We start from the raw sequence: 21,848 nt of genomic DNA on the forward strand, positions 1-21,848 counted from the left end.
AAAAACAATGCAACCCATCGGTATCAATGGGTACCGGGTAGATAAAAGAAGGGAGAAACCATCATGGCCAAAGGAAAAGCAAGCAGCCAGAAATTTATTGCACGCAATCGAGCACCGCGGGTACAGATCGAGTATGATTTGGAGACCTACGGCGCGGAGCAGACCATCAACCTGCCTTTCGTGATGGGCGTGATGGCCGATCTATCCGGAAAGCCGGAAGAGGCGCTACCCGCCGTTGCCGAACGAAAATTTTTGGAAATCGATGTGGATAATTTTGATGAACGCATGAAGTCAGCCAAACCGCGGGTTGCATTCCAGGTTCCCAACACCTTGACCGGTGAGGGCAACCTCAACGTCGACCTGACGTTTGAGAGTATGGATGATTTCTCACCAGCTGCAGTGGCCCAGAAGGTCGATGCCCTGAGCAATCTGCTCAAGGCCCGCACGCAATTGGCCAACTTGGTGACCTATATGGATGGCAAAGGGGGCGCCGAAGAGCTGGTTGCCAAGCTTCTCAGCGATCCGGCGCTCATGCAGGCGTTGTCCTCGACCCCCAAACCGGATGAAGGGTCTGAAAAGAAGGAAGGGGAAGGTTGATCATGGCAGAGTTAAAAAAAGATACTGCTGCAGAAGCGGCAGCCGCGCAACCCATGGAGATGAGTGAGTTTGAGGGGCTGCTTCAAAAGGAGTTCAAACCCAAGACGGATCGGGCACGCGAGGCGGTGCAAACCGCTGTGCAGACCTTGGCGGCACAGGCGCTGGAAAAGACGGCATTGATCTCAGACGATGCCATCCGGACAATAGAAAACATGGTCGCCGAAATCGATAAGAAGCTCAGCGAACAGATCAATCTGATCATGCATCATGCGGATTTTCAGCAGTTGGAAGGCACCTGGCGCGGCTTATCCCACCTGGTCAACAATACCGAGACGGATGAACAGCTCAAGATCAGGGTGTTCAACCTGTCCAAGAAAGATCTGGGCAAGACCCTTAAAAAATACAAGGGGACCGCCTGGGATCAGAGTCCCATTTTCAAGAAGTTGTACGAGGACGAATACGGTACACCCGGCGGCGAACCCTATGGTTGCATCATCGGCGACTATCAATTCGATCACACGCCAAAAAATGTAGAGATGTTAAGTGGCATGGCCCAGATTGCCGCGGCAGCCCATGCACCGTTCATTTCGGCCGCCGCGCCGGGACTGATGAACATGGATACCTGGCAGGAGTTGGGGAATCCCCGGGATTTGACCAAGATTCTACAAACCGCCGAGTATGCTTCCTGGCGTTCCCTCCGGGATTCGGATGACTCCCGGTACATCGGGCTGACGATGCCCAGGTTTTTGTCACGCATTCCTTACGGCGCAAAAACCGAGCCGGTGGAGGAGTTTGATTTCGAAGAAGACACCGAAGGGGCCGATCATTCCAAATACTGCTGGTCCAATTCGGCCTATGCCATGGGAGTCAACATCAACCGGGCGTTCAAACTCTACGGCTGGTGTTCGCGAATCCGTGGAGCCGAGAGCGGCGGCATGGTGGAGGGATTGCCGACCCATACGTTTCCCACGGATGATGGTGGCGTAGACATGAAATGTCCGACCGAAATCGCCATCACCGACCGTCGGGAAGCCGAATTGGCCAGGAATGGCTTAATGCCTCTCTCCCACTGGAAGAATACCGACTATGCGGTATTTGTGGGCGCCCAATCATTACATAAACCGGCGGAGTTCGATGACCCCGATGCCACGGCCAATGCAGCCCTGGGTGCACGGTTGCCGTATCTATTTGCGACCTGTCGCTTTGCCCACTACCTGAAGTGCATCGTGCGCGACAAAGTGGGATCCTTTGCGGAACGAAACGAAGTGGAATCCTGGCTGAACAACTGGATCACCAAATATGTCACCACGGACCCGACCGCTTCGGAAAGTGTCAAGTCCCGGTACCCCCTGTCTGCCGCGGAAGTGGTGGTCGAAGATATTGAGGGCAATCCGGGATACTACAGCGCCAAGTTCTTCTTGCGTCCCCATTATCAGTTAGAAGGCCTGAGCGTATCCCTGAGACTGGTCTCCAAGCTCCCATCGGCCAAGGGAGGAGCGTAATTCCATTTTTTTCCGAACCCGTTTCAAAAAACCTAACTTCTGCCGGAACCGGCCATGGTTCGCAGTTCAATCCTGAATTGCTGAATGTAATCCTGCGATTGAAATGATCGGCCACCTTGGCCGCAGCCGCCTGGCACCGTTCTGGTATGGGTTGATCACGTTTCTCATATTTAAGTGGGGGGGCTATGCAAGCTGAACACTATCTTCAAACCGGCGACCTTGAAAAGGCGCTGGCTGCCCTCACGGAGACGATCCGCAGTGACCCCTCAAAAGTGGAACTGCGTATCTTTTTATTCCAGCTGCTCAGTGTCCTTGGACAATGGGACAGGGCCATTACGCAGCTGAACGTTGCCGCCGAGATGGATTCAGACGCTTCGCTCATGGCCCAGGTCTATCGTCCTGCACTGAACTGTGAGGTGTTACGTTCGGCTGTCTTTCAAGGCCAACGAACCCCTTTGATTTTTGGTGAGCCGTTGGAATGGATGGTTTGGCTGACCCAGGTGCCCGGCCTTATCGCTGCCGGTAAACACGAAGCGGCAGCTGATCTGCGCGATCGCGCCTTTGAATCGGCCCCCGCCATCTCGGGCCGCATTGACGGTCAGCAATTCGCCTGGATTGCGGATGCCGACACAAGGCTCGGGCCGACCCTTGAAGCCATCGTCAACGGAAAGTATTATTGGATCCCTTTCGAGCGGATTCGAGAGATTCGGATCAACAAGCCGGTCAACCTCCGTGATGTAATCTGGGCCACGGCAACGTTCACCTGGGTCAACCAGGGGCAGGCGGTGGGCCTGATACCCAGTCGCTATCCCGGTTCGGAAGCCGCGGAAGACAGTTCTTATCGGATGGGTCGAAAAACCGACTGGCAGGATTCCGGAGACAATCTCATTTTTGGAATCGGCCAGCGCATGCTGGCCACCGACCAGGGGGAGTATCCGCTGTTGGAGATTCGGGAGCTGTTCCTCGACCCTTCCGACGGCCAATCTGAGGAGAAGCCAGCGCATGGCTGAATTGACGCCGTCGGAAAAACTGCAGCCATGCCTGCTGGACCGGTTGACTGACGATGAGCCTCACAAGCAGCAGGAGAGCAGGAATCAACGCGTGATGAGCACGCAACGATATCGCCAGGCGGTGCTTCGCGATCTGGCATGGCTGCTGAACACATACGCCAATGCGGAACAAGACGGTTTGGACGAGTTCGAGGAAGTCCCATCGTCGGTCTTGAACTTTGGGGTGCAGAATGCGGCGGGGTTGACAGCGTCCAGCCTGAGTGTAGATGAAATGCGCTATCGATTGGCCGAAGCGCTTCGACGCTTTGAGCCACGCATCATTCCCAATACCATCTCCATCGTCATGTCGGCTGACAAGGAGGAGATGAACAGTCGCTCCATTCGCTTCGAGATCCGTGGGAGCCTCTGGAGTCAACCCATCCCCGAATCGCTTTTTATCAAAACCGAATTGGATCTCGAAACGGGCAAGTGTAAACTCAATCGGTGAAACTGTGGACAGACGACTATTAAGGTATTACAACCGTGAACTTCAGCACTTGCGGGGTACAGCCGGCGAATTTGCACGGGAATTTCCCAAGGTTGCCGGTCGTCTCTCGCTAGATGAATTCGCCTGCGGCGACCCTTACGTGGAACGGTTGCTGGAAGGGTTTGCTTTTCTTGCTGCGCGAGTTCACTTGAAATTGGATTCCGAGTTTCCCCAGTTTACCCAATCCATGCTGGAGACGGTTTATCCCCACTACCTGTCGCCGACACCTTCGATGGGCGTTGTGGCGTTCAAGGTTGACCCGGCGCGGAGTGACCTGGAAAATGGGTTCGAGATTCCGCGTGGTACGGTGCTTCGATCGGTGATCGGCAATGATAACAGCACCTCGTGTGAGTACCGTCCGGGACATTCGGTTATGCTTTGGCCGGTCAAGGTCATCGACGCCGAGTATCTCGCCCGTGACCTTGGCACGCTGGCGCCTCCCTCCTCAATCGCCTCGCCCAAGGCAGCTATTCGAATTCGTCTTGAGACCCCGGCTGATTCTTCTTTTTCCAATTTCAACATCGACGCGTTGACCTTTTTCATTCGCGGTGCGGAAGATTTTCCTACGCAGGTCTATGAACAGATTTTTGCCCACGGGATGAATGTATTGGTCCAGCCGACAGAAAAACCCTTTGCCTGGCGGACGGTTCTGCCGGCTGCCAATATCTGCCAAGTTGGATTTACCGATGAAGAAGCACTCCTGCCCGTCGGGCCCCGTTCATTCATCGGCTATCGATTGTTGCAAGAGTATTTCGCTTTTCCCCAGCGGTTTTTATTCTTCCAAATTAAAGGCCTGCGTGAAGGGTTCAAACGTTGTGGAAGCAACGTTGTCGATCTGGTTATTCTACTTGATGATGAAGCGTTGGAACTTGAAAACCAGGTTGATGCCGGCAATTTTTTGTTGCACTGCGCACCGGTGGTCAACCTGTTTCCGAAACGGGCCGATCCCATTCACCTGTCCGATAAAGTCTCCGAGTTTCACGTCGTGCCCAGTCGGACACGCCCAATGGATTTTGAGGTCTACCAGGTGCAACGGGTCACCGGTTATGGCGTGCGCGCCGAAGAGAAGCGGGAGTTTACTCCTTTTTACGCGCTCAACGATATTGAAGAGACAAATGGCAGCGGCGCATACTTCACGGTAAACCGCATCCCCCGCTTGATGTCGAGCAAGGAAAAGCAGCAAGGACGTCGTTCCAGCTATGGGGGCAGTGAAGTATTTTTATCCCTCGTCGACGCTGCGTCAGCACCCTACCGGTCCGATTTGCGCCAACTCTCTGTAAAAACCCTCTGCACCAACCGTGATCTTCCCATCCAAATGAGTATTGGCCGGGGAAAAACGGATTTCAACCTCGACATCAGTTCGCCGGTGGATTCCGTGCGTTGTGTATCGGGACCCACCACGCCGCGCCCTTCCAATAGCGAGGGCGAGGTCAGCTGGCGAATGATCAATCACCTGAGCCTTAATTATCTCTCCCTGGTGGACAGCCCTGATGGCAAAGGATCCGGGGCAATTCGTAACCTTTTCAGCCTCTATTGTGACCCCAGCGACCATCAATCCAGAAAACAGATTGAGGGGGTGTTGGCGATCAACAGCCGGCCGATTACCCGCCGGATCAGCGACCGGGGGCAGATCGCTTTTATCCGTGGTCTGGAGATTGTCCTGGAATTTGACGAAGCGGCCTTCGAGGGAACCGGGGTTTTTCTACTGGGGGCCGTGATGAACGTCTTCTTTTCGAAATATGTCTCCATCAACTCGTTCACCGAAACGGTGATCAAAACCCGCGAACGCGGAGAAATCATGCGATGGCCAGCAAACCTGGGAACCAGGCACACCCTATAGATCTGCGGTTCCTCGAGAACCCTGCCGGACTCAGTTTTTATCAGGTCGCCCGACGGGTGGAATGCGGGTTCTCGGATAAACCCCGTCTGGGCTACGCGACCCGCGCGGCGGACGATCCCATTCAATTTTGTCAGGAGCCTTCCCTGAGTTTTGCACCCGCCACGCTCCAGCGCTTTGAACGTCATCAGAAGACCGGCAAGCCCCGTCTCTTGGTATCCTTCCTGGGTTTGCTCGGGCCCCAGGGTCCCATGCCGTTGCATGTTACCGATTACGTTCATGACCGTAATCTGAATCATGACGACCCGACGCTGGCCCGTTTTTTCGATATCTTCAATCACCGCATGATCAGCCTGTTCTACCGGGCGTGGGCCTGCAATCGTCAGGCGGTGAGCCACGACCGGCCCGATGAAGACCGCTTCGCTGCCTACATCGGAAGCCTGATTGGCATCGGCCATGACTCCCTCAATAATCGCGATGCGGTCCCCGATGCGGCCAAACTGCATTTTTCCGGGCACCTTGCCTGCCAGACACGCCATGCCGAGGGACTGCGCGCCATCCTGAAGAACTATTTCGGCATCGAGACAACCATTGAAGAGTTTATCGGCCTTTGGATCAGGGTGCCTGACCGATACCGGTGCCGATTGGGCCAATCGCCCGACACGGCCACGGTGGGTGTCAACGCGGTCGTCGGTTCGCAGGTCTGGAGCTGCCAGCAAAAGTTCAGGATCGTGATGGGCCCCATGAACCTGGATGACTACGAGCGGATGTTGCCCGGGAGCGAGAGCTTTGCCAGATTAAAGGCCTGGGTGAGAAATTATGTGGGCGATGAACTGAGCTGGGAATTGCAGCTGATCCTCAAGGCAGCCGAGGTGCCGGCGGTGCGTCTCGGAGAATCGGGAAGCCTGGGGAGGACCACGTGGCTCAAAAACCTGCCTTTTGAAAAAGACGTCGACGACCTGATCGTTGAAGCCGATGCGGCCTGAAAATAGGGCATTGGAAAAACAAATCACTGGCAACCCTTCCCGCACGGTTAAGGAATGAATGAACTTACAATAGGTTGAACAAAACAACAAAGGAGCCACTATGGCGGAGATAAGCCGTACAGCCCTGTTTGGTAAATTGAACAGCCTCGCCTACAAATCGATTGAGAGCGCTACGGTATTTTGCAAGATGCGGGGCAACCCCTATGTGGAGCTGCTGCACTGGCTGCACATGGTCCTGCAGCTGCAGGATTCGGACATGCATCATATTATCAACCACTACGATCTCAACCCGTCGCGGCTGGCGTCCGACATGACTGCGTCCCTGGACAGCCTGCCGCGGGGGGCCACATCCATTTCCGATTTCTCACCCCACCTGGAGGAAGCGGTCGAAAGGGCGTGGGTCTACAGCACGCTGCTCTTTAACGAATCCCAGGTTCGCACCGGACACATGGTGATCGCGCTGTTGAAGGCGCCGGGCCTGAAGGCCGTATTGCCCGGAATTTCTCCTGAATTCAGCAAGATCAAGCTCGAAGACCTGTCGGATAAGTTTGCCTCCATCGTTGACGGTTCACCCGAGGATACTCTGGCGGCCCAGGACGGTTCCCGGGTGGGAGGCGGTGTTGCCCCCGGAGAGGCCAGCGGTGCGGTGGCGCCGGCTGTCATGGGCAAACAGGAGGCGCTGGCCCAGTTCTCCGTGGACCTGACGGAGACCGCCCGCAAGGGGTCGCTCGACCCGATCCTGGGCCGGGATGATGAGATCCGGCAGATTATCGATATCCTCATGCGCCGCCGCCAGAACAACCCCATCCTCACCGGCGAGGCCGGCGTTGGCAAGACAGCGGTTGTGGAGGGCTTTGCCCAGCGTATCGTTTCGGGGGACATCCCACCGCCGCTGCGGGACGTCTCCGTGCGCACCCTCGACCTGGGACTGCTCCAGGCCGGTGCGAGCATGAAGGGAGAGTTCGAGAACCGGCTGCGCCAGGTAATTGAAGAGGTCCAGGGGTCGCCCAAACCGATCATTCTCTTCATCGATGAAGCCCACACCCTGATTGGGGCCGGCGGGGCCGCGGGTTCAGGGGATGCGGCCAATCTGCTCAAGCCTGCCCTGGCACGAGGGACATTGAGAACGATTGCGGCGACCACATGGGCCGAGTACAAAAAATATTTTGAAAAGGACGCCGCCCTGACCCGACGATTCCAGGTGGTGAAAATCGACGAACCGTCCGAAGAGAAGGCGATTATCATGATGCGGGGCCTGGCCGGCGTCAGTGAAAAACATCACCGGGTGCAGATACTCGACGAAGCGCTGGTGGCTTCGGTCAAGCTTTCCCATCGCTATATCCCCGCACGCCAGCTGCCCGATAAATCGGTCAGCCTGTTGGACACGGCTTGTGCCCGGGTTGCCGTGAGCCTGCATGCCACCCCACCAGCGGTGGAAGCATGCCGACGGCGCATCTCCGCCCTGGAAATGGAAAATGAGATCCTGGCCCGCGAAGAGGCCCTGGGGATGGTTCGCCAGGCACGGCGACGCGAGATTGACGATCAGTTGACCTGTGAGGTCGAGGCGCTGAAACAGCTTGAAGATGGATGGCAGAAGGAAAAGGACCTCGTCGACCAAATTCTTGAGTTGAGAGGCAGCCTTCGTGCCGGTACCGGGCAGCCCATCGACGGCAAGCTGGCCCAAGGCGATCCTGCGGAAGAGGGGACCGAGGTCGAACCGGAAATGGAGGGGACGGCGCAAACGAAAAATAAAAACGGTACGCTCAGCCCAGACGAACGCGAGGCCATGGTGGCTGAACTCAAGGGCCTGATGGCCACGCTCAGTGAACTCCAGGGCGAATCGCCGTTGATTCTGCCCAGCGTTGATGAACAGGCCGTGGCCTCCGTTGTCGCCGATTGGACCGGGGTTCCCGTTGGCCGGATGGTGAAAAATGAGATCGACGCCATTATGCACCTGGCCGACACGCTTGAGCAGCGCGTCATCGGACAGCGACACGCTTTAGACACGATCGCCCTGCGCATGCGGACCTCGCGGGCGAAATTGGAGAACCCGGGAAGGCCGATCGGCGTCTTTATGTTGGTGGGACCCAGCGGGGTCGGCAAGACGGAATCCGCGCTTGCCTTGGCCGAGGCGCTTTACGGGGGCGAGCAGAACGTGATCACCATCAACATGAGTGAATTTCAAGAAGCCCACACCGTCTCGACCCTTAAAGGATCGCCGCCGGGTTATGTCGGATACGGAGAGGGCGGCGTGCTCACCGAAGCGGTGCGCAGGCGGCCGTATAGTATCGTGCTGCTCGACGAAGTGGAAAAGGCCCACAAGGACGTTCACGAAATATTTTTTCAGGTTTTTGACAAGGGGCGCATGGAAGACGGAGAGGGGCGGATGATCGACTTCAAGAATACGATTATCCTGCTCACCAGCAATGTGGGCTCCGATCTGATCATCAACATGTGCAAGGATCCTGAACTCATGCCGAACCCCGAGGGGATTGGCAAGGCGCTGCGCGAACCCCTGCTGAAAGCTTTTCCCGCGGCATTTCTGGGCCGGCTGGTCGTGGTGCCGTTTTATCCTTTAGGTGACGAGGTGCTGCGTAAAATTGTAAGGCTACAACTGGGTCGCATTGAAAAACGAATCCAGGAGAACCACGGCATACCGTTTACCTATGACGATGCGGTTGTCGAGCTGGTCAACAGCCGCTGTACGGAGGTGGAGAGCGGCGCACGTACGGTGGATGCCATTTTATCCCATACCCTGTTGCCCGAAATCAGCAGTGAAATTCTTGCGCGCATGCTGGAAGGCCATCCGTTGACCCGGATTCACGTCGGGGTAGAAGACGCCGGCTTTGCCTATTCATTTACCTGAGCCGCAGGGCATGGTTAGTTGATCAATGGCCAAGGCGATTCAATGCTTAGCCGGCGGCCGGATCCCAGCGAAAATTCCTTAACACGCACAAAGGAGGTAACGATGGCAGCTTACATTAAATTCGACGGCGTGGACGGTGAGGCAATGGACAAGGATCATAAGGGCTGGAGTGATCTCCTCTCCTTCGGCCAGGGACTGCACCAGCCGGGGGGCGGCGCCGCTGGACCGACGCGACGCCGGGGGGATGTCATCCTCGAGGACATTGTTTTAACCAAAGCGCTGGATAAATCCGGCCCCAAGATTGCCGAGGGATTGTGCAAAGGCAAAGTCTACCCCAAGGTGGAGATTCACCAGACAGCGTCCTACACCGATGCCGGCCGGGTGACCTACTATAAATATGAGCTGAAGAACGCGTTGGTGACCAGCTACAACGTCAGTGGCAGCGGCCAGTCGGATGAGGTTCCGACGGAGCAATTTGCATTGAACTTCGAGGAGATCAAAGTCACCTACACCGAGACGGATAGAGCAGGCAAATCGAAAGGCAACGTGGAGTATTCCTGGAAGGTGGAGGAAGGCGAGGCCTAAGAAAATCGCGATTTTCGCTCCGCTGGGCGACAATGGTGACCTGGCTGTGGTTTCTGACCCGCACGTCCGATTGCCGCATCGACTAGGAAAAATGGTACCGGAGATCGTCAAGCAGGTGTTCAGCGATCGTGGATTCAGTGACATTCAGGATCGGCTTTCTGTCAGCTGCCGCACGTGGACCTGCTGCGTGCATTACTGCGAGACGGATTTCAACTTCGGCAATCGCTTGATGGAGCAGGAAGGGATATAGGATTACTTTCTGCACGAAAAAGATAAATGCACGATTTGAAATCTGTTCTGCCGTCCAATTCCGGCCGGCGCGCTCAGCCACGAAACCGTTGATCCATGGTGCCCAGACCGCCGTGGTCACGGGGGCGTGATATCGGTCACCTTGCCGGGCGGGTGACCACGGATATTCCATGTAATGAAAACGCACCAATCTGCTTGGATGGCCTTGCCTCCCACCGCGATACTTTCCACCTGATGATTACTTTAGCGAACCGTTGCTACCATCCGATGACGCGGCCATGGGTAACGTCGGTTGCCACCGGATGGCGACATTGATTACTTGAATAAACAACGGTGAAGGTACGATAACGGTTTTTAGGGCTTTGCCCAGTGAACCGTTTAGGAAGGAATCCGGCAGTCAGTCGTGAAATGCGTTTGCGCAAAAGGGAATACAAGGCTCAGGCCTGGATTGACGTTGGGGAAAATACGTTAAATTTGTCAATTCATTTGCATGCGCCATGAAACGTGTTTATTTTTTGTTTCAACTTAGCCTTTATCATCTGCAGCCTGCCATAATGCATCGGACGTCCCAATGCCAGGCATGACGGTTCTAAAAACTGCAGATGGCACAGTTCTATATATCTTTCGTTTACTGCTGTTGAGTAGGGACACAGTAAAAGCAACCAATCACAGATCTACCACCTAATATCGTTAGTGTTCGTGGCGCATTGCATGTTTCGAGTCAATGCGCTGCAACCAGCTCATCAATTGACGAACACGCAACAAACGACAAACAATAGCAATCCTTTTTGTTTGCCGCATGCATCTAACCAGTTCGCAGAGAAGGAGGAAAGCATGGCAGCTTTTATTAAATTTGATGGCGTGGACGGTGAGGCAAAGGATAAAGATCATAAAGCCTGGAGCGATCTGTTATCCTTCGGACAGGGACTGCATAAGCCGGGTGCTGCCGCCACCGGGGCGACGCGTCGCCGGGGCAGCGTCGTCTTTGACGACATTCAAGCAACCAAAGGGTTGGACAAGTCGAGCCCAAAAATTGCCGAGGCGGTATGCAAAGGCAAGGTCTTCCCCAAGGTGGAAATCGACGTGACGGCATCTTTCACCGATGCCGGACGAGCAACTTACTATCGATATGAACTGAAAAACGTTATGGTCACAAGCTACAACGTCGGCGGCAGTGGCCAGGCGGAAGAGGTGCCGGTGGAGGATTTTGCGTTGAACTTCGAGGAGATCAAAGTCACCTACACCGAAAATGACAGTGCGGGCAAGAAAAAAGGCAACGTCGAGTACAGTTGGAAAGTGGAAAAAGGCGAGGCCTAAGCAATAGGTGAACGCATTAAACGGCGGGGCGCTGTGATCCAGGCCCCGCAACTAAGTGCCCCTATTCGTCAACCATTCGTTGCATAACTGCTGCGGCTGTTTTTTTAAGGCAGCGCACCGCTGCTTTGTACCCCCGTGCCGGATTCCATTTTCTACATAGTAAAAATCGTCTGATTCAATCACCTTAGTTTCAGGAGGGTCGTATCATGCCGCAAGCCACTCAGGCCACTCGACATATCGCAATAGAGAGTCCTTTGGGCGAAGATGTGCTGCTGCTCCAGCGTTTTTCCGGCCGTGAAGCGATCAGTGGCCTGTTCGAATTCGATCTCGACCTGTTGAGCGAAAACCATGAGATCGACTTCGATGACATCATCGGTCAGAATGTAACCATCAGCATGGTCCTGAAGGAGGGAGGCAAGCGCTATTGGAACGGATTCATCAGCCGTTTCGTGCAGGGCGTGTCTACCAGCACCAAGTTCGCCCAATACCGGGCGACGATGGTGCCCTGGCTCTGGTTTCTGACCCGCACGTCCGATTGCCGCATTTTCCAGGAGAAAACGGTGCCGGAGATTGTCAAGCAGATGTTCAACGACCAGGGGTTCAGCGATATCGAGGATCGGCTCTCCGGCAGCTATCCAACATTGATCTACTGCGTGCAGTACCGGGAGACGGATTTCGCCTTTGTCAGCCGGTTGATGGAGCAGGAAGGCATCTACTATTATTTTAGGCACAAAAGGGGCAAATGCACCCTCGTCCTTTGCGATTCCCTGAGCAAGCATGACCCGTATGGCGGTTACGAACAGATCGATTTCGCGCCCGACGCAAACAGCTCGGCGATTCCGGAGCGGATCACGGCCTGGACAGTGGACAAACAGGTCCGGTCGGGGAAATTCGCCCACACCGACTACAACTTCACCAAGCCAAGCACCTCCCTGATGAGTGCCGAAGAGAACCCCAAAGGACATGCCCGGGCCAACTACGAAATCTATGAGTACCCAGGCAGGTATCCGGAAAAAGCCGACGGCGATAAATATGCCAAGGTGCGCATGGAAGCGCTGGCCCGACCTCACGAAGTCTGCAGCGGAAAGACGGACGCACGCGGCGTTTGTGCGGGCCATCTGTTTTCCCTGGCCAAGCATACACGCGGGGACCAGAACCGGCAGTACCTGGTTCTCTCCACCCACCACCAGGTCGCCGCCGAAGGCTATGAGACATCCGGCGGGCAGGAGGAGTCGTGTGCCTGCGCCTTTACGGCCATCCCGGGTAACGTCCAATTCCGGCCGGCGCGCACGACCCCCAAACCGGCCATCCACGGCACCCAGACCGCCGTCGTCACCGGTCCCTCCGGGGAAGCGATCCACACGGACGAACACGGGCGGGTCAAGGTTCAGTTCCACTGGGACCGGGAAGGCAACTTCGATGAGAACAGCTCCTGCTGGATCCGGGTCAGTCAGCAATGGGCCGGGGCCGGTTGGGGGGCCATGTTCATTCCGCACATCGGCCAAGAGGTAATCGTCGACTTCGAGGAGGGCGATCCGGACCGGCCGCTCATTACCGGCCGCGTCTACAACGGCAACAACAAACCGGCCGATGCCCTGCCGGATGAAAAGACCAAGAGCGTTGTACGTAGCAGGAATGACAACGATATCGTCATCGAAGACAAGGAAGGCGAGAAGTTCATCCAGATCAAACAGGCCAACGGCAACGAGATCTACCTGCACGAAGAGACGCCGGACATCGAGATCAAGCAGGAGTGCGGCAACAAGATCCACATGAAAGCCTCCGGGCCCGACATCGAAATTACCCAGGAGTGCGGCAACCAGATCCTCATGCGCGAAGAAGAGGGGATCCAGATCCGGGATAAATACGGCAACGAGGTGGTGTTGAATGCCGCCGACGGCTTTATGCGGCTGGCCTCACCCAGCCACAATTCATTTATCGAACTCGGCAAAAGCATTGTATTCTCAACCGACAGCAATAACGAAAGCCTGATATCTGGGGATGCAAAATTCACCGTTTTGGGTGCCACGAATGAAGTTTTTATTGGGGCAAAAGGATCACAGACGGTAGGGCTGCAATCGGAAATATTCGCGGGTGGCAAGCACGAGACGATGCTCGGGGCAAAGATCGGCTTGAACGCTGCCAAGGAATACACCTATAATATTCTAAATCGTACTAGGGAAGGGAAAGGAGATTTAACCTATAGAGCGATAGATGAATTGATACTGAGCGGTGGTGAAGGTACGTCTGAAGTGGTTTTAAATAAGCGTAAGGCCCGCATGAAATCAGGCTCAAATTCAATAAAAATCCGTCCGGACGGAGATCTTAAAATCAGGCATAAGGAAGGTAGTGGGGACCTGATGCTTTACAGCAATAACAATATTGTTATCGAAACGTCCAAGGAAATCCATATTAAAGGCAGCAAGGTTTACTCAAAAAAAGGCGAATTTCGTACCAAGAGTATTAAGAGTTCTTGAATGGTTGCAGAACTTTCAATGCGTTCAAACCGTAACCCTGCTCAGCAGCGAATTTGCCGGGGCGGCCGAACCTCCAGATCTTTCTGGTCAATCGAAGAAGGTATGCAGCATGGATGTCAAGGGAATTGCAGTATTGGTTATCGGTTTATTGGTTGCCGGCTCAGCTTTGTACGTTGGATTGTGGAAGTTTCTTTACATCGATTTGACAATGCGTGGGTGGACAGCCGCGAAAACCAACTACCCGCGACTGGCTGAAAAAATGAATCTGGCCTTTAAGCAAGCCGCCCTCAATCATCATATCGGCGAGATCAGCGGCGTGTTCAATGGCTGCCAGGTGGCAGTCAAACCAGACGAAAATGCAGCCATCGAAGTGCGTTTTCACGCCACACCGGATCTGTTCCTGTCATCGATCGATCCAGAAAATATGGATCCTTATCACGGAATGGTGCGTTTCGATAGCGACAATGCCGCGTTTAACCGGTATTTTCTTACGCGATTTGCCAATCCGGCCATTTCGTCGGCGTTAAGAGAACAATCCAGCGCCCTTGAGTTTGTGCATCTTTTCGTCAAAAAGTGGGCGCGACCCATTCAACGCTTCGATATTTCGCGCAATGGGATTGCGTGTCGCTTCAAATATGGTGGGCAAACCTATATCCCTACCACTGTACTCGAATCGATTTTACCGGAACTGTGCAGCTTCGCCCAATCATTTGAAGCACTGTTGCCACCAACAGATCACCCTGCACCGGCGCAACCGGATGCCGGCTCAGCCGGCGCACCCGTCAACGATTGAAAATATAGGGCCTCCCTTTGGATATATTCAACGACACCCCATTTTGTTTTGCCAACATTGCCGGGCGGATTCCCTTTCCGGGCCACTCGCTGACGCTGATCGTCAAGGCCACCTTCGACCTCGTGCCGGATGGCGCGGTGGTCCCTTCCCAAGAGCAGCAGATGACCACCGGCGACGCTTTCTATGAAGACGACGAGGAGATGCAGGGCAGCTTGCGCTATGCCTCCGATTTTGCCTATTTCAAACCGCTGGCCGACCTCACGCTGGTCGGCCACTGCCATGCGCCCAAGGGTCATCGGGCATCCGCGCGCCGGGTCGGCTTTGCCGTCGGAGATGTCGGCAGCACACTGACCGTCTATGGTGACCGGCATTGGATCGGCCCGGTGGCCAGCGATCCCGAACCCTTTTCCAAAATGCCGCTGCGCTATGAATACAGTTACGGCGGCAAGGAGTTTTCCAAGAATCCGTCGGGCCGGGGATACGATAAGCAAAAGGATGCCAACGGTGCTGCCAAACGCTATCTGCCCAATATCATGCGGCCAGGCGAGCAACTGCTCACGCCGATCTCCAGGCTGCAGCCGGCCGGCTTCGGGCCGATTCACATGCAGTGGGAACCGCGCAGCGCCAAACTGGGATCTTACACGGGGAAGTATCTCACGTCCCGATGGCCCTGGTTTGCCGAAGACATGGATTGGCGACACTTTAACGCGGCGCCCGATGGGCTTCAGACGGCGTACTTGCGGGGCGACGAAGACCTCTATTTTGAAAATCTTCACCCGACACACCAGGCGTATCGTTCCAAACTGCCCGGTCGACAGGTCCGCTGCTTCGTCAACCGCATTACACCTGAAAAGAAAGATGTCGCCCAGTTCGCGGAAGTGACCATGAACCTGGACACCTTGTGGGTGGACATGGATGATGCCAAGGTGGTGCTGGTGTGGCGCGGCTGGACGCAGGTGTTGTCCGAGGAGTTCGAGGAGATCCAACACATTCTGGTTGCTTCGGAATCGTTGACTCAGAAACCGGAATCCGTCGATCATTACAAAGATCGGTTACATCAACGAATAAAGGACGAAGAGGAATTGTGGGAAGAGGCGCCGCCGGTAGAGGAACCCGAAGCTGAGGCCGACGACGATTTTGACAAACAAATGGCCTTAGCCGAGGACCGATACCGAAAAGCGATGGTCGATGCAGGCATGGATCCGGACCATCCGCCTGAACCCAGTCAGGAAGACAAACGCAAAGAAGCCCAAATCCTTGAACAACTGGGGATCGATCAATTGGATACGCCGGCACCGGAGATGACCCGAGCGACCGTGGCGGCCCAGTTCGAGGCAACGCGGAATATATCCGGGCTCCTCCTGGAAGGCTTCGACCTGTCCGGCATGGATTTTAGCGGCGGCAGCCTGCAGGAGACGGTCTTCTCGAACGCCGACCTTTCCGGTGCCCGATTTGACGGCGCGGATCTGACCGGGGCGGTGTTTGCCAACGCCAAGCTGCCCGGGTGCAGCTTCGAAAGCGCCGAATTGAAGAATGCTGACTTCTCGTCGGCGGATTGCTCACAGACCAACCTGCGCCGGGCGAAAATGAAGGATGCCATTTTCGACAATGCCCGTTTGGCCGGAGCCAGGATGGAAGACGTGGATGCCGGCGGCGCCAGTTTTATCGAGGCCGACCTGACTGGAGCCAACCTGACCCGTTCGAGATTGACCGGTGCCGATTTTTCGGACAGCAAACTGGTTAAGGCCGATTTGACCGGGGCGAATTTAGCCGAAGCCACCCTTGAGGGCGCTCACGGTCCCGGGGTGGTGATGAATGGCGCCGATTTGACTGAATTGCGGGCGTCTGAAAAATGCGTATTTTCCGGCGGCAGTTTCAAACAGGTGTCGGCGAAAGAATCCATCTGGGAATCGGCTGATCTGAGGGGCGCCGACTTTTCGTACTCAACCATGGAAGGCGCCAGCTTTGCCAAAGCCAACCTGACCGGCGCGCGCCTGCGCGCGGCGAGCATGAAATTCGCCCGATTTGACAAAGCGATCCTCAGGGAGGCGGACCTGGTCCTGGCCAACGGCTTTGAAAACAATTTTGTGAATGCGGACTTGACCCGCTGCGATTGTCGGCAGGCCAATCTTTATGGATCGGAATTCTTAAACGCGATGGTTGGCGGTGCGCAGTTTGACGACGCCAACCTCAAGATGACCAAACTCGCATAGTGGTGGACAGGATGACAGTGGACGGTATCCTTGATTTTGAAGCATTGTTGGAGAAGTTAAAAGCGGGAAAGGCAATTGATGGCGCGCTATTTTCAGAGAAGACGCTGGCCGGGTTGCACCTGACCGGGGCGCAGATGCTGTATACCAAATTCGATGCCTGCGACCTGTCGGCAATCGATCTTACCGGTGCCTGCATGCCGAACGTGCTGTTCAGCAAAAGCGTGCTCGGTGAAGCCGACCTGTCCGGCGCCGATCTTTCCGATGCCATTGTCATCAACACCAACGCAGGCAATGCCAGGTTTATCCGCGCCATACTGACCGGGGTGAAAGTTTATTCAGACAACCTCCCGGTGAAGGATTCTTCTCAAGTGAAGGTCTCTTTCGAGCAGATGAAATTGCCTGATTTCATGATCGACCAGCTTAAAGGCCTCGGCATTCTGGGTTTTACGGTTGGCGCCAGCAGCTTCAGCCATGCGGATTTCTCGTCTGCTTCGGCTGAGCGCTGCGAGTTCGAAGATACGGAACTGAACCGGGCCCGGTTTGTCGAAACCAATTTAGAAAAAAGCCGCTTTTTTCATTGTGATTTATCCGCTGCCGATTTTAGCCGGGCGCATCTCAAGCAGACCGAGTTTGACCAGGTCAATCTGTCCAACGCCGGCTTTGCGACCGCACTCATGACGGACAGCCGGATGCTCGCCTGCGATCTGAGTGGCTGCGATTTCGGCAGCGCCAACTTCGATGGGGTGGTTTTTGAGAACACCGATCTGCGGCCCATCAAACAACTGCCCGCCAGCCTGCAGCGATGTCAATTCATCGAATCCAACCTGACCGGCGTCGACCTGTCCTATCGGAATCTGAACGATACGGTGTTTGACGGCTCGGACTTGTCCGATGTCATTTTTTCTCGATCCAATCTCGAGAATATCTCGATCATCAATTGCCGGCTGACCGGAATCGACTTTTCGGGGATGAATTTGTCCAATGCCGACTTTTCCGGCGCGGACCTCCAACAGGCCAAATTCGTCGGCTGCCAGCTAAATGACGCCGACTTTTCCGGCGCAGACCTCACCGGTGCCGATTTTTCGCGTGCGTTTATCGCCGATGCGATTTTTTCCGAAGCGTGCCTGAAGGCGGCCGACTTCAGCGGCGCCAGCCTCGATGGCTGTGACATGGACCAATGCGATTTGGAAGGGATGAACCTTTCCGATGCCAAGATCCGAGGCGTTGATTTCGAGGCCGTGGACTTCACCCGGGTGACCCTGTCGGCCACCATCATGAATCTGTGTGAGATGAAAAATTGCCGTTTCGAAGGCATGAATCTGGCTGGGTGTGATTTTACCGACTGTGATCTCGAGGGCAGCAATCTGAAAAATGCCATCCTGGACAATGCCAACTGCAGGCAGGTCAATTTTTCCAGGGCCGATCTGTCCGGCGGGAGCTTGAGACAGGCCAAATGCCACACGGCCAATTTCACCAACGCCGCTTTGGCCGGCACCGCATTTCAGGCTGCCGATTTAAGATGTGCCTGTTTCACCGATGCAAGTGCCACTGGCGCAGTTTTTGAAGCGGCACGAATGGACCGGGTGGAGTTCACCCGAACGAATCTGACGGGCGCCCGCTTCGTGCGCGCATTCGCACCCTACGCCGATTTTTCATATGCCCTTTTACAGGACGCCGATTTGTCCCACGCCAATCTGCTTCAGGCAACCCTGCACATGATCAACGATCAGGGTGCCCGTTGGCGGGGCGCCAAGCGAAAACGAATAGAAAATACAGACAAAGACCGGGCCGAAGCTGAAATGTGGGCACCGCCTGTGCCGCAGGCCTGATGTCGATAGCCGCTTAAGCACCGGCCGATATAACATGATTGTAAGCGAAAAGGAGGAGCAGCATGCCACAATCCGCCACCATCGTTCCCCTGAATCCCATAACGCCAACCATCCAGCCCGCCACGGTGACGGGGCATGCGGATCCGGATGGTTACCTGCGGGTATGCCGACAGAGCGAGTCAGCGGACCGTCATGCCCGCCTGGCCATATACCCGCGGCCGACGCTGGCACCCGGCGACGAGGTGCTGACCATGACAGACGGCAGTGGAAGGGACTATATCGTGGGCATCCTGACATGTGCAAATGAAAGGCAGGAAACCACGGCGGCGATTCGGTTAGGCGATGGGGCCGTTGCCCGCATCGATCGCACTTCAGACAACGAATCGCTGAAATTGTTTTCGCCGAAAAATGAACTGCTGATCGACTACCAGTCCCAGACCGGCACCGTGCGGGTCAACGCGGCGTCGGGAAACTTAGAATTCTCGGCAACCCATGGGAGCATCGCCTTTCGTTCCGCCGGGGATATTCATATTGACGGCAATCATGTAGCGGTGAATGGCAGAACCGATCTCCACCTGGGGGTTCAGGATTCCCCGGAGCGTGCCGGACCGGCCATCGCCATGCAAGCCCAACAGATGCGCCTGACCGCACCGATACTGGATCTGACAGCGCAACGGGCCCAGCTTTTTCTGCAGGAGACCCGGATCGCCGGCAAAAAACTCCTGGGACGCATCGGCAACGTCCAATTGATCTCCCGTAAAATCGAATCGGTGGCCGACACGGTTTTGGCCAGGGCCAAAAACGTCTACCGCACGATTTCCGAATTGAGCCAGTTGAAGGCGGGCCGCCAGCGCACGATCATCGAAAAAACCAGTCACACAAAGGCTCAGAAAACCATCTTTAAATCGGAGACCGACTTCAAGGTCAAAGCCGAAAAAATTCATCTGGGTTAAAATAAGGAGAGCCAACATGCCCGCCATATTCCCAGCATCGACCACCCAAGCTGGCAACACGTTTGCCATGCCCGACGTCTGTTTGACTCCGGCACCACCGGCACCTCCGGTACCCATTCCGTATCCCAACACGGGCATGGTCAACCAGGCCAAAAAGACGGCCACCAAGGTCAAATTCGCCGGTAAGCCGGTGGTGACCACTAAATCGGAAATTTCCCGTTCCATGGGCGATGAAGGCGGTCTTAACAAGGGCGTCATGTCCGGCATGAACATGGGCAAAGTGACCTACAAAAAGGGAAGCGCCAAGGTTAAAATCGAGGGTCAGCCCTGTGTTCATTTGACATCCATGTCCGGCCACAACGGAATGAATGCCAACATGCCGGCAGGTGCCCAAGTGGCACCCAGCCAGAACAAAGTGATTGTCTCGCCGTGATGCGTTGCCTTGGGTAGGAAGGCGGGCGGTACCTGACATATACCATGGATCAGAAATTAGAAAACCTGCTCCACCCGAACGAGACGTCACTCAAGCGCGGGAATGCCGCGGATGCGGTTAATTGTCTTGAAACGGCGCTAGCGCAATCACCCGATAGCCCCCGCATTCTTGAACGTCTGGCCGTCGCCTATCGGGAAAACGGCCAATACATACCGGCGCTCAAGACCTACGACCACATCATCGAGTTGAATGCGGCCACGGCAACGACTTGGCTGGCCACGGGAAATGCCTTGTCCGACTGCGGTGAGTACGCTCAGGCCATCGGTGCTTACGAGAAGAGCCTTGAACTGGATGAAGCCAACGCGGAAACGCATCACAACCTGGCAAAGCCTGGCAAGGTTGCTGCCCGGCTGGCCGGAGGCCGATCATGGCAAGCTTATCCGTTACCGGCGGCAATTCGCGAGAAAACTTGCCGAATACACTGGAACCATTTGGCGGTCCGAATCGGACCGGCCACCGCCGCGGTCGCACAAAGGGCCGCTGCGAATTGGCTATGTTTGCGCATTCTTTCACAACGCGAACGACACGAAGCCGGTTTGGGGGCTGATCAACAATCACGACCGATCCAAATTCCAGATTTTACTGTTCTCCGACAGTCCGCCCGATGGTGTTTTTCCGTGCGATGTGCCCCATGAGAAAGACACGGTTTACGATGTCCGGAAGCTGGACAATCAATAGTTGACCACGTTGATTCGGTCCGCAGAAATCGATATTCTCGTCGATCTAAATGCATACAGCTACGAAGCGCGTCTCGGCCTCTTTCTACGATATCCGGCGCCCGTCAATGTTGCTTGGTGGGCCATGTATGCGTCGTCGGGCCTACCCGGCATTGAGTACTTGATCGGTGACGAGGAGATGATTCGACCGGAGGAGATGGAGCATTACTCGGAGGCGATACGTCGGTTGCCCGTCAGCTACCTGACATTCACCATGGACTATCCCGTGCCGCCCGTTGTCGCCCCTCCCTGTGCGAGTAACGATTACTTCACGTTTGGAAGCCTGGTGACCCCATACAAAATCACGCCGCAAGTGATGGATGCCTGGTGTGAAATAGTGCGAGGGGTGCCACATTCGCACCTGGTATTGGCAAATCAAACGCGGAAGTCACCGAATAACCGGGCCTACGTGCGGGGTCAGTTTGAACGGCGTGGCATTGACAGCGAGCGGATCGAATTGCACGGCCCTTCCGATCACGCCACATACCTGCACCACTACGATCGTATCGATGTCGCTTTGGATTCCTTTCCCTACAACGGTGGAACCACCACCATGGAAGCGATGTGGCAAGGCGTCCCCGTATTGACATTCGACGGCGATCGCTGGATTTCGCGGACAAGCCAATCCCTCTTGCGACGGTGCCACCTGGGCGCGTTCGTCGGAAACGACCTTGCCGACATGGTCCAGCGGGGTGTGCATTGGGGTCGTTCGACCAAGGCGCACCAGGAGCTGGCTCGTCTGCGAAGTGACATGCGAAGTAAACTCTCCGGTTCATCGGCCTGCGACACCCCGGCCTTGGCGCGAGGCATGGAACCGCTTTACTCGCAAGTGTGGGGACGCGCCCAACGCCGAATCAGGCAGCAAACGCAAGCTGGTTGTTAGGCTTGCTGTGGGCGTC

At 55.5% G+C, this 21,848-nt stretch carries 18 protein-coding genes; all 18 read left to right on the top strand.

Annotation, left to right across the window (positions count from 1 at the left end; translation table 11 throughout):
- The first annotated feature begins 63 nt into the window (after positions 1 to 63).
- On the top strand, positions 64 to 597 hold the full coding sequence (gene tssB, locus ACZCED_RS01215; protein ID WP_462968923.1) for a type VI secretion system contractile sheath small subunit: 534 nt from the start codon (positions 64 to 66) through the stop codon (positions 595 to 597).
- Between the two features lie 2 nt (positions 598 to 599).
- Positions 600 to 2,099, top strand: coding sequence for a type VI secretion system contractile sheath large subunit (gene tssC / locus ACZCED_RS01220; protein WP_464860037.1), 1,500 nt, complete (start codon positions 600 to 602; stop codon positions 2,097 to 2,099).
- Between the two features lie 185 nt (positions 2,100 to 2,284).
- A complete protein-coding gene (locus ACZCED_RS01225) occupies positions 2,285 to 3,109 on the top strand; it encodes a type VI secretion system accessory protein TagJ (RefSeq protein WP_462968921.1) in 825 nt (274 codons plus the stop codon).
- Complete coding sequence (gene tssE / locus ACZCED_RS01230; protein ID WP_462968920.1) at positions 3,102 to 3,596, top strand: type VI secretion system baseplate subunit TssE; 495 nt, start codon at positions 3,102 to 3,104, stop codon at positions 3,594 to 3,596. The genes ACZCED_RS01225 and tssE overlap by 8 nt, the downstream gene beginning before the upstream one ends.
- A 4-nt stretch (positions 3,597 to 3,600) precedes the next feature.
- Complete coding sequence (gene tssF / locus ACZCED_RS01235; RefSeq protein ID WP_464860109.1) at positions 3,601 to 5,475, top strand: type VI secretion system baseplate subunit TssF; 1,875 nt, start codon at positions 3,601 to 3,603, stop codon at positions 5,473 to 5,475.
- Positions 5,439 to 6,458, top strand: a complete 1,020-nt coding sequence (gene tssG, locus ACZCED_RS01240) for a type VI secretion system baseplate subunit TssG (protein ID WP_464860038.1) — start codon at positions 5,439 to 5,441, stop codon at positions 6,456 to 6,458. The genes tssF and tssG overlap by 37 nt, the downstream gene beginning before the upstream one ends.
- Positions 6,459 to 6,558: 100 nt before the next feature.
- Complete coding sequence (tssH, locus tag ACZCED_RS01245) at positions 6,559 to 9,324, top strand: type VI secretion system ATPase TssH (protein WP_464860039.1); 2,766 nt, start codon at positions 6,559 to 6,561, stop codon at positions 9,322 to 9,324.
- 102 nt (positions 9,325 to 9,426) lie between these two features.
- Entirely contained in the window at positions 9,427 to 9,909 is a 483-nt protein-coding gene (locus ACZCED_RS01250) for an Hcp family type VI secretion system effector (RefSeq protein ID WP_462968916.1), read from the top strand.
- 91 nt (positions 9,910 to 10,000) lie between these two features.
- Entirely contained in the window at positions 10,001 to 10,159 is a 159-nt protein-coding gene (locus tag ACZCED_RS01255; RefSeq protein ID WP_464860040.1) for a contractile injection system protein, VgrG/Pvc8 family, read from the top strand.
- A 710-nt stretch (positions 10,160 to 10,869) separates the two neighbouring features.
- Positions 10,870 to 11,475, top strand: coding sequence for an Hcp family type VI secretion system effector (locus tag ACZCED_RS01260; RefSeq protein WP_464860041.1), 606 nt, complete (start codon positions 10,870 to 10,872; stop codon positions 11,473 to 11,475).
- A 206-nt stretch (positions 11,476 to 11,681) separates the two neighbouring features.
- Positions 11,682 to 13,952, top strand: coding sequence for a type VI secretion system Vgr family protein (locus tag ACZCED_RS01265; protein WP_464860042.1), 2,271 nt, complete (start codon positions 11,682 to 11,684; stop codon positions 13,950 to 13,952).
- Positions 13,953 to 13,956: 4 nt separating this feature from the next.
- The gene (locus tag ACZCED_RS01270; RefSeq protein ID WP_462968912.1) at positions 13,957 to 14,745 is read left to right on the top strand and encodes a hypothetical protein; all 789 of its coding nucleotides are present in this window, start codon (positions 13,957 to 13,959) and stop codon (positions 14,743 to 14,745) included.
- A 17-nt stretch (positions 14,746 to 14,762) separates the two neighbouring features.
- Complete coding sequence (locus ACZCED_RS01275) at positions 14,763 to 16,958, top strand: DUF2169 family type VI secretion system accessory protein (protein WP_464860043.1); 2,196 nt, start codon at positions 14,763 to 14,765, stop codon at positions 16,956 to 16,958.
- Positions 16,959 to 16,969: 11 nt separating this feature from the next.
- The gene (locus tag ACZCED_RS01280) at positions 16,970 to 18,787 is read left to right on the top strand and encodes a pentapeptide repeat-containing protein (protein ID WP_464860044.1); all 1,818 of its coding nucleotides are present in this window, start codon (positions 16,970 to 16,972) and stop codon (positions 18,785 to 18,787) included.
- A 62-nt stretch (positions 18,788 to 18,849) separates the two neighbouring features.
- The gene (locus tag ACZCED_RS01285; RefSeq protein WP_462968909.1) at positions 18,850 to 19,740 is read left to right on the top strand and encodes a DUF3540 domain-containing protein; all 891 of its coding nucleotides are present in this window, start codon (positions 18,850 to 18,852) and stop codon (positions 19,738 to 19,740) included.
- A 16-nt stretch (positions 19,741 to 19,756) separates the two neighbouring features.
- Positions 19,757 to 20,173 carry a DUF4150 domain-containing protein gene (locus ACZCED_RS01290; protein ID WP_462968908.1) on the top strand — a complete coding sequence of 139 codons (417 nt, stop codon included), beginning with the start codon at positions 19,757 to 19,759 and terminating at the stop codon, positions 20,171 to 20,173.
- A 44-nt stretch (positions 20,174 to 20,217) separates the two neighbouring features.
- Positions 20,218 to 20,868, top strand: a complete 651-nt coding sequence (locus tag ACZCED_RS01295; RefSeq protein ID WP_464860045.1) for a tetratricopeptide repeat protein — start codon at positions 20,218 to 20,220, stop codon at positions 20,866 to 20,868.
- 43 nt (positions 20,869 to 20,911) lie between these two features.
- Positions 20,912 to 21,832, top strand: coding sequence for an O-linked N-acetylglucosamine transferase, SPINDLY family protein (locus ACZCED_RS01300; RefSeq protein ID WP_462968906.1), 921 nt, complete (start codon positions 20,912 to 20,914; stop codon positions 21,830 to 21,832).
- The last annotated feature ends 16 nt before the right edge of the window (positions 21,833 to 21,848 follow it).

The sequence above is a fragment of the Desulfosarcina sp. genome (assembly GCF_055467485.1).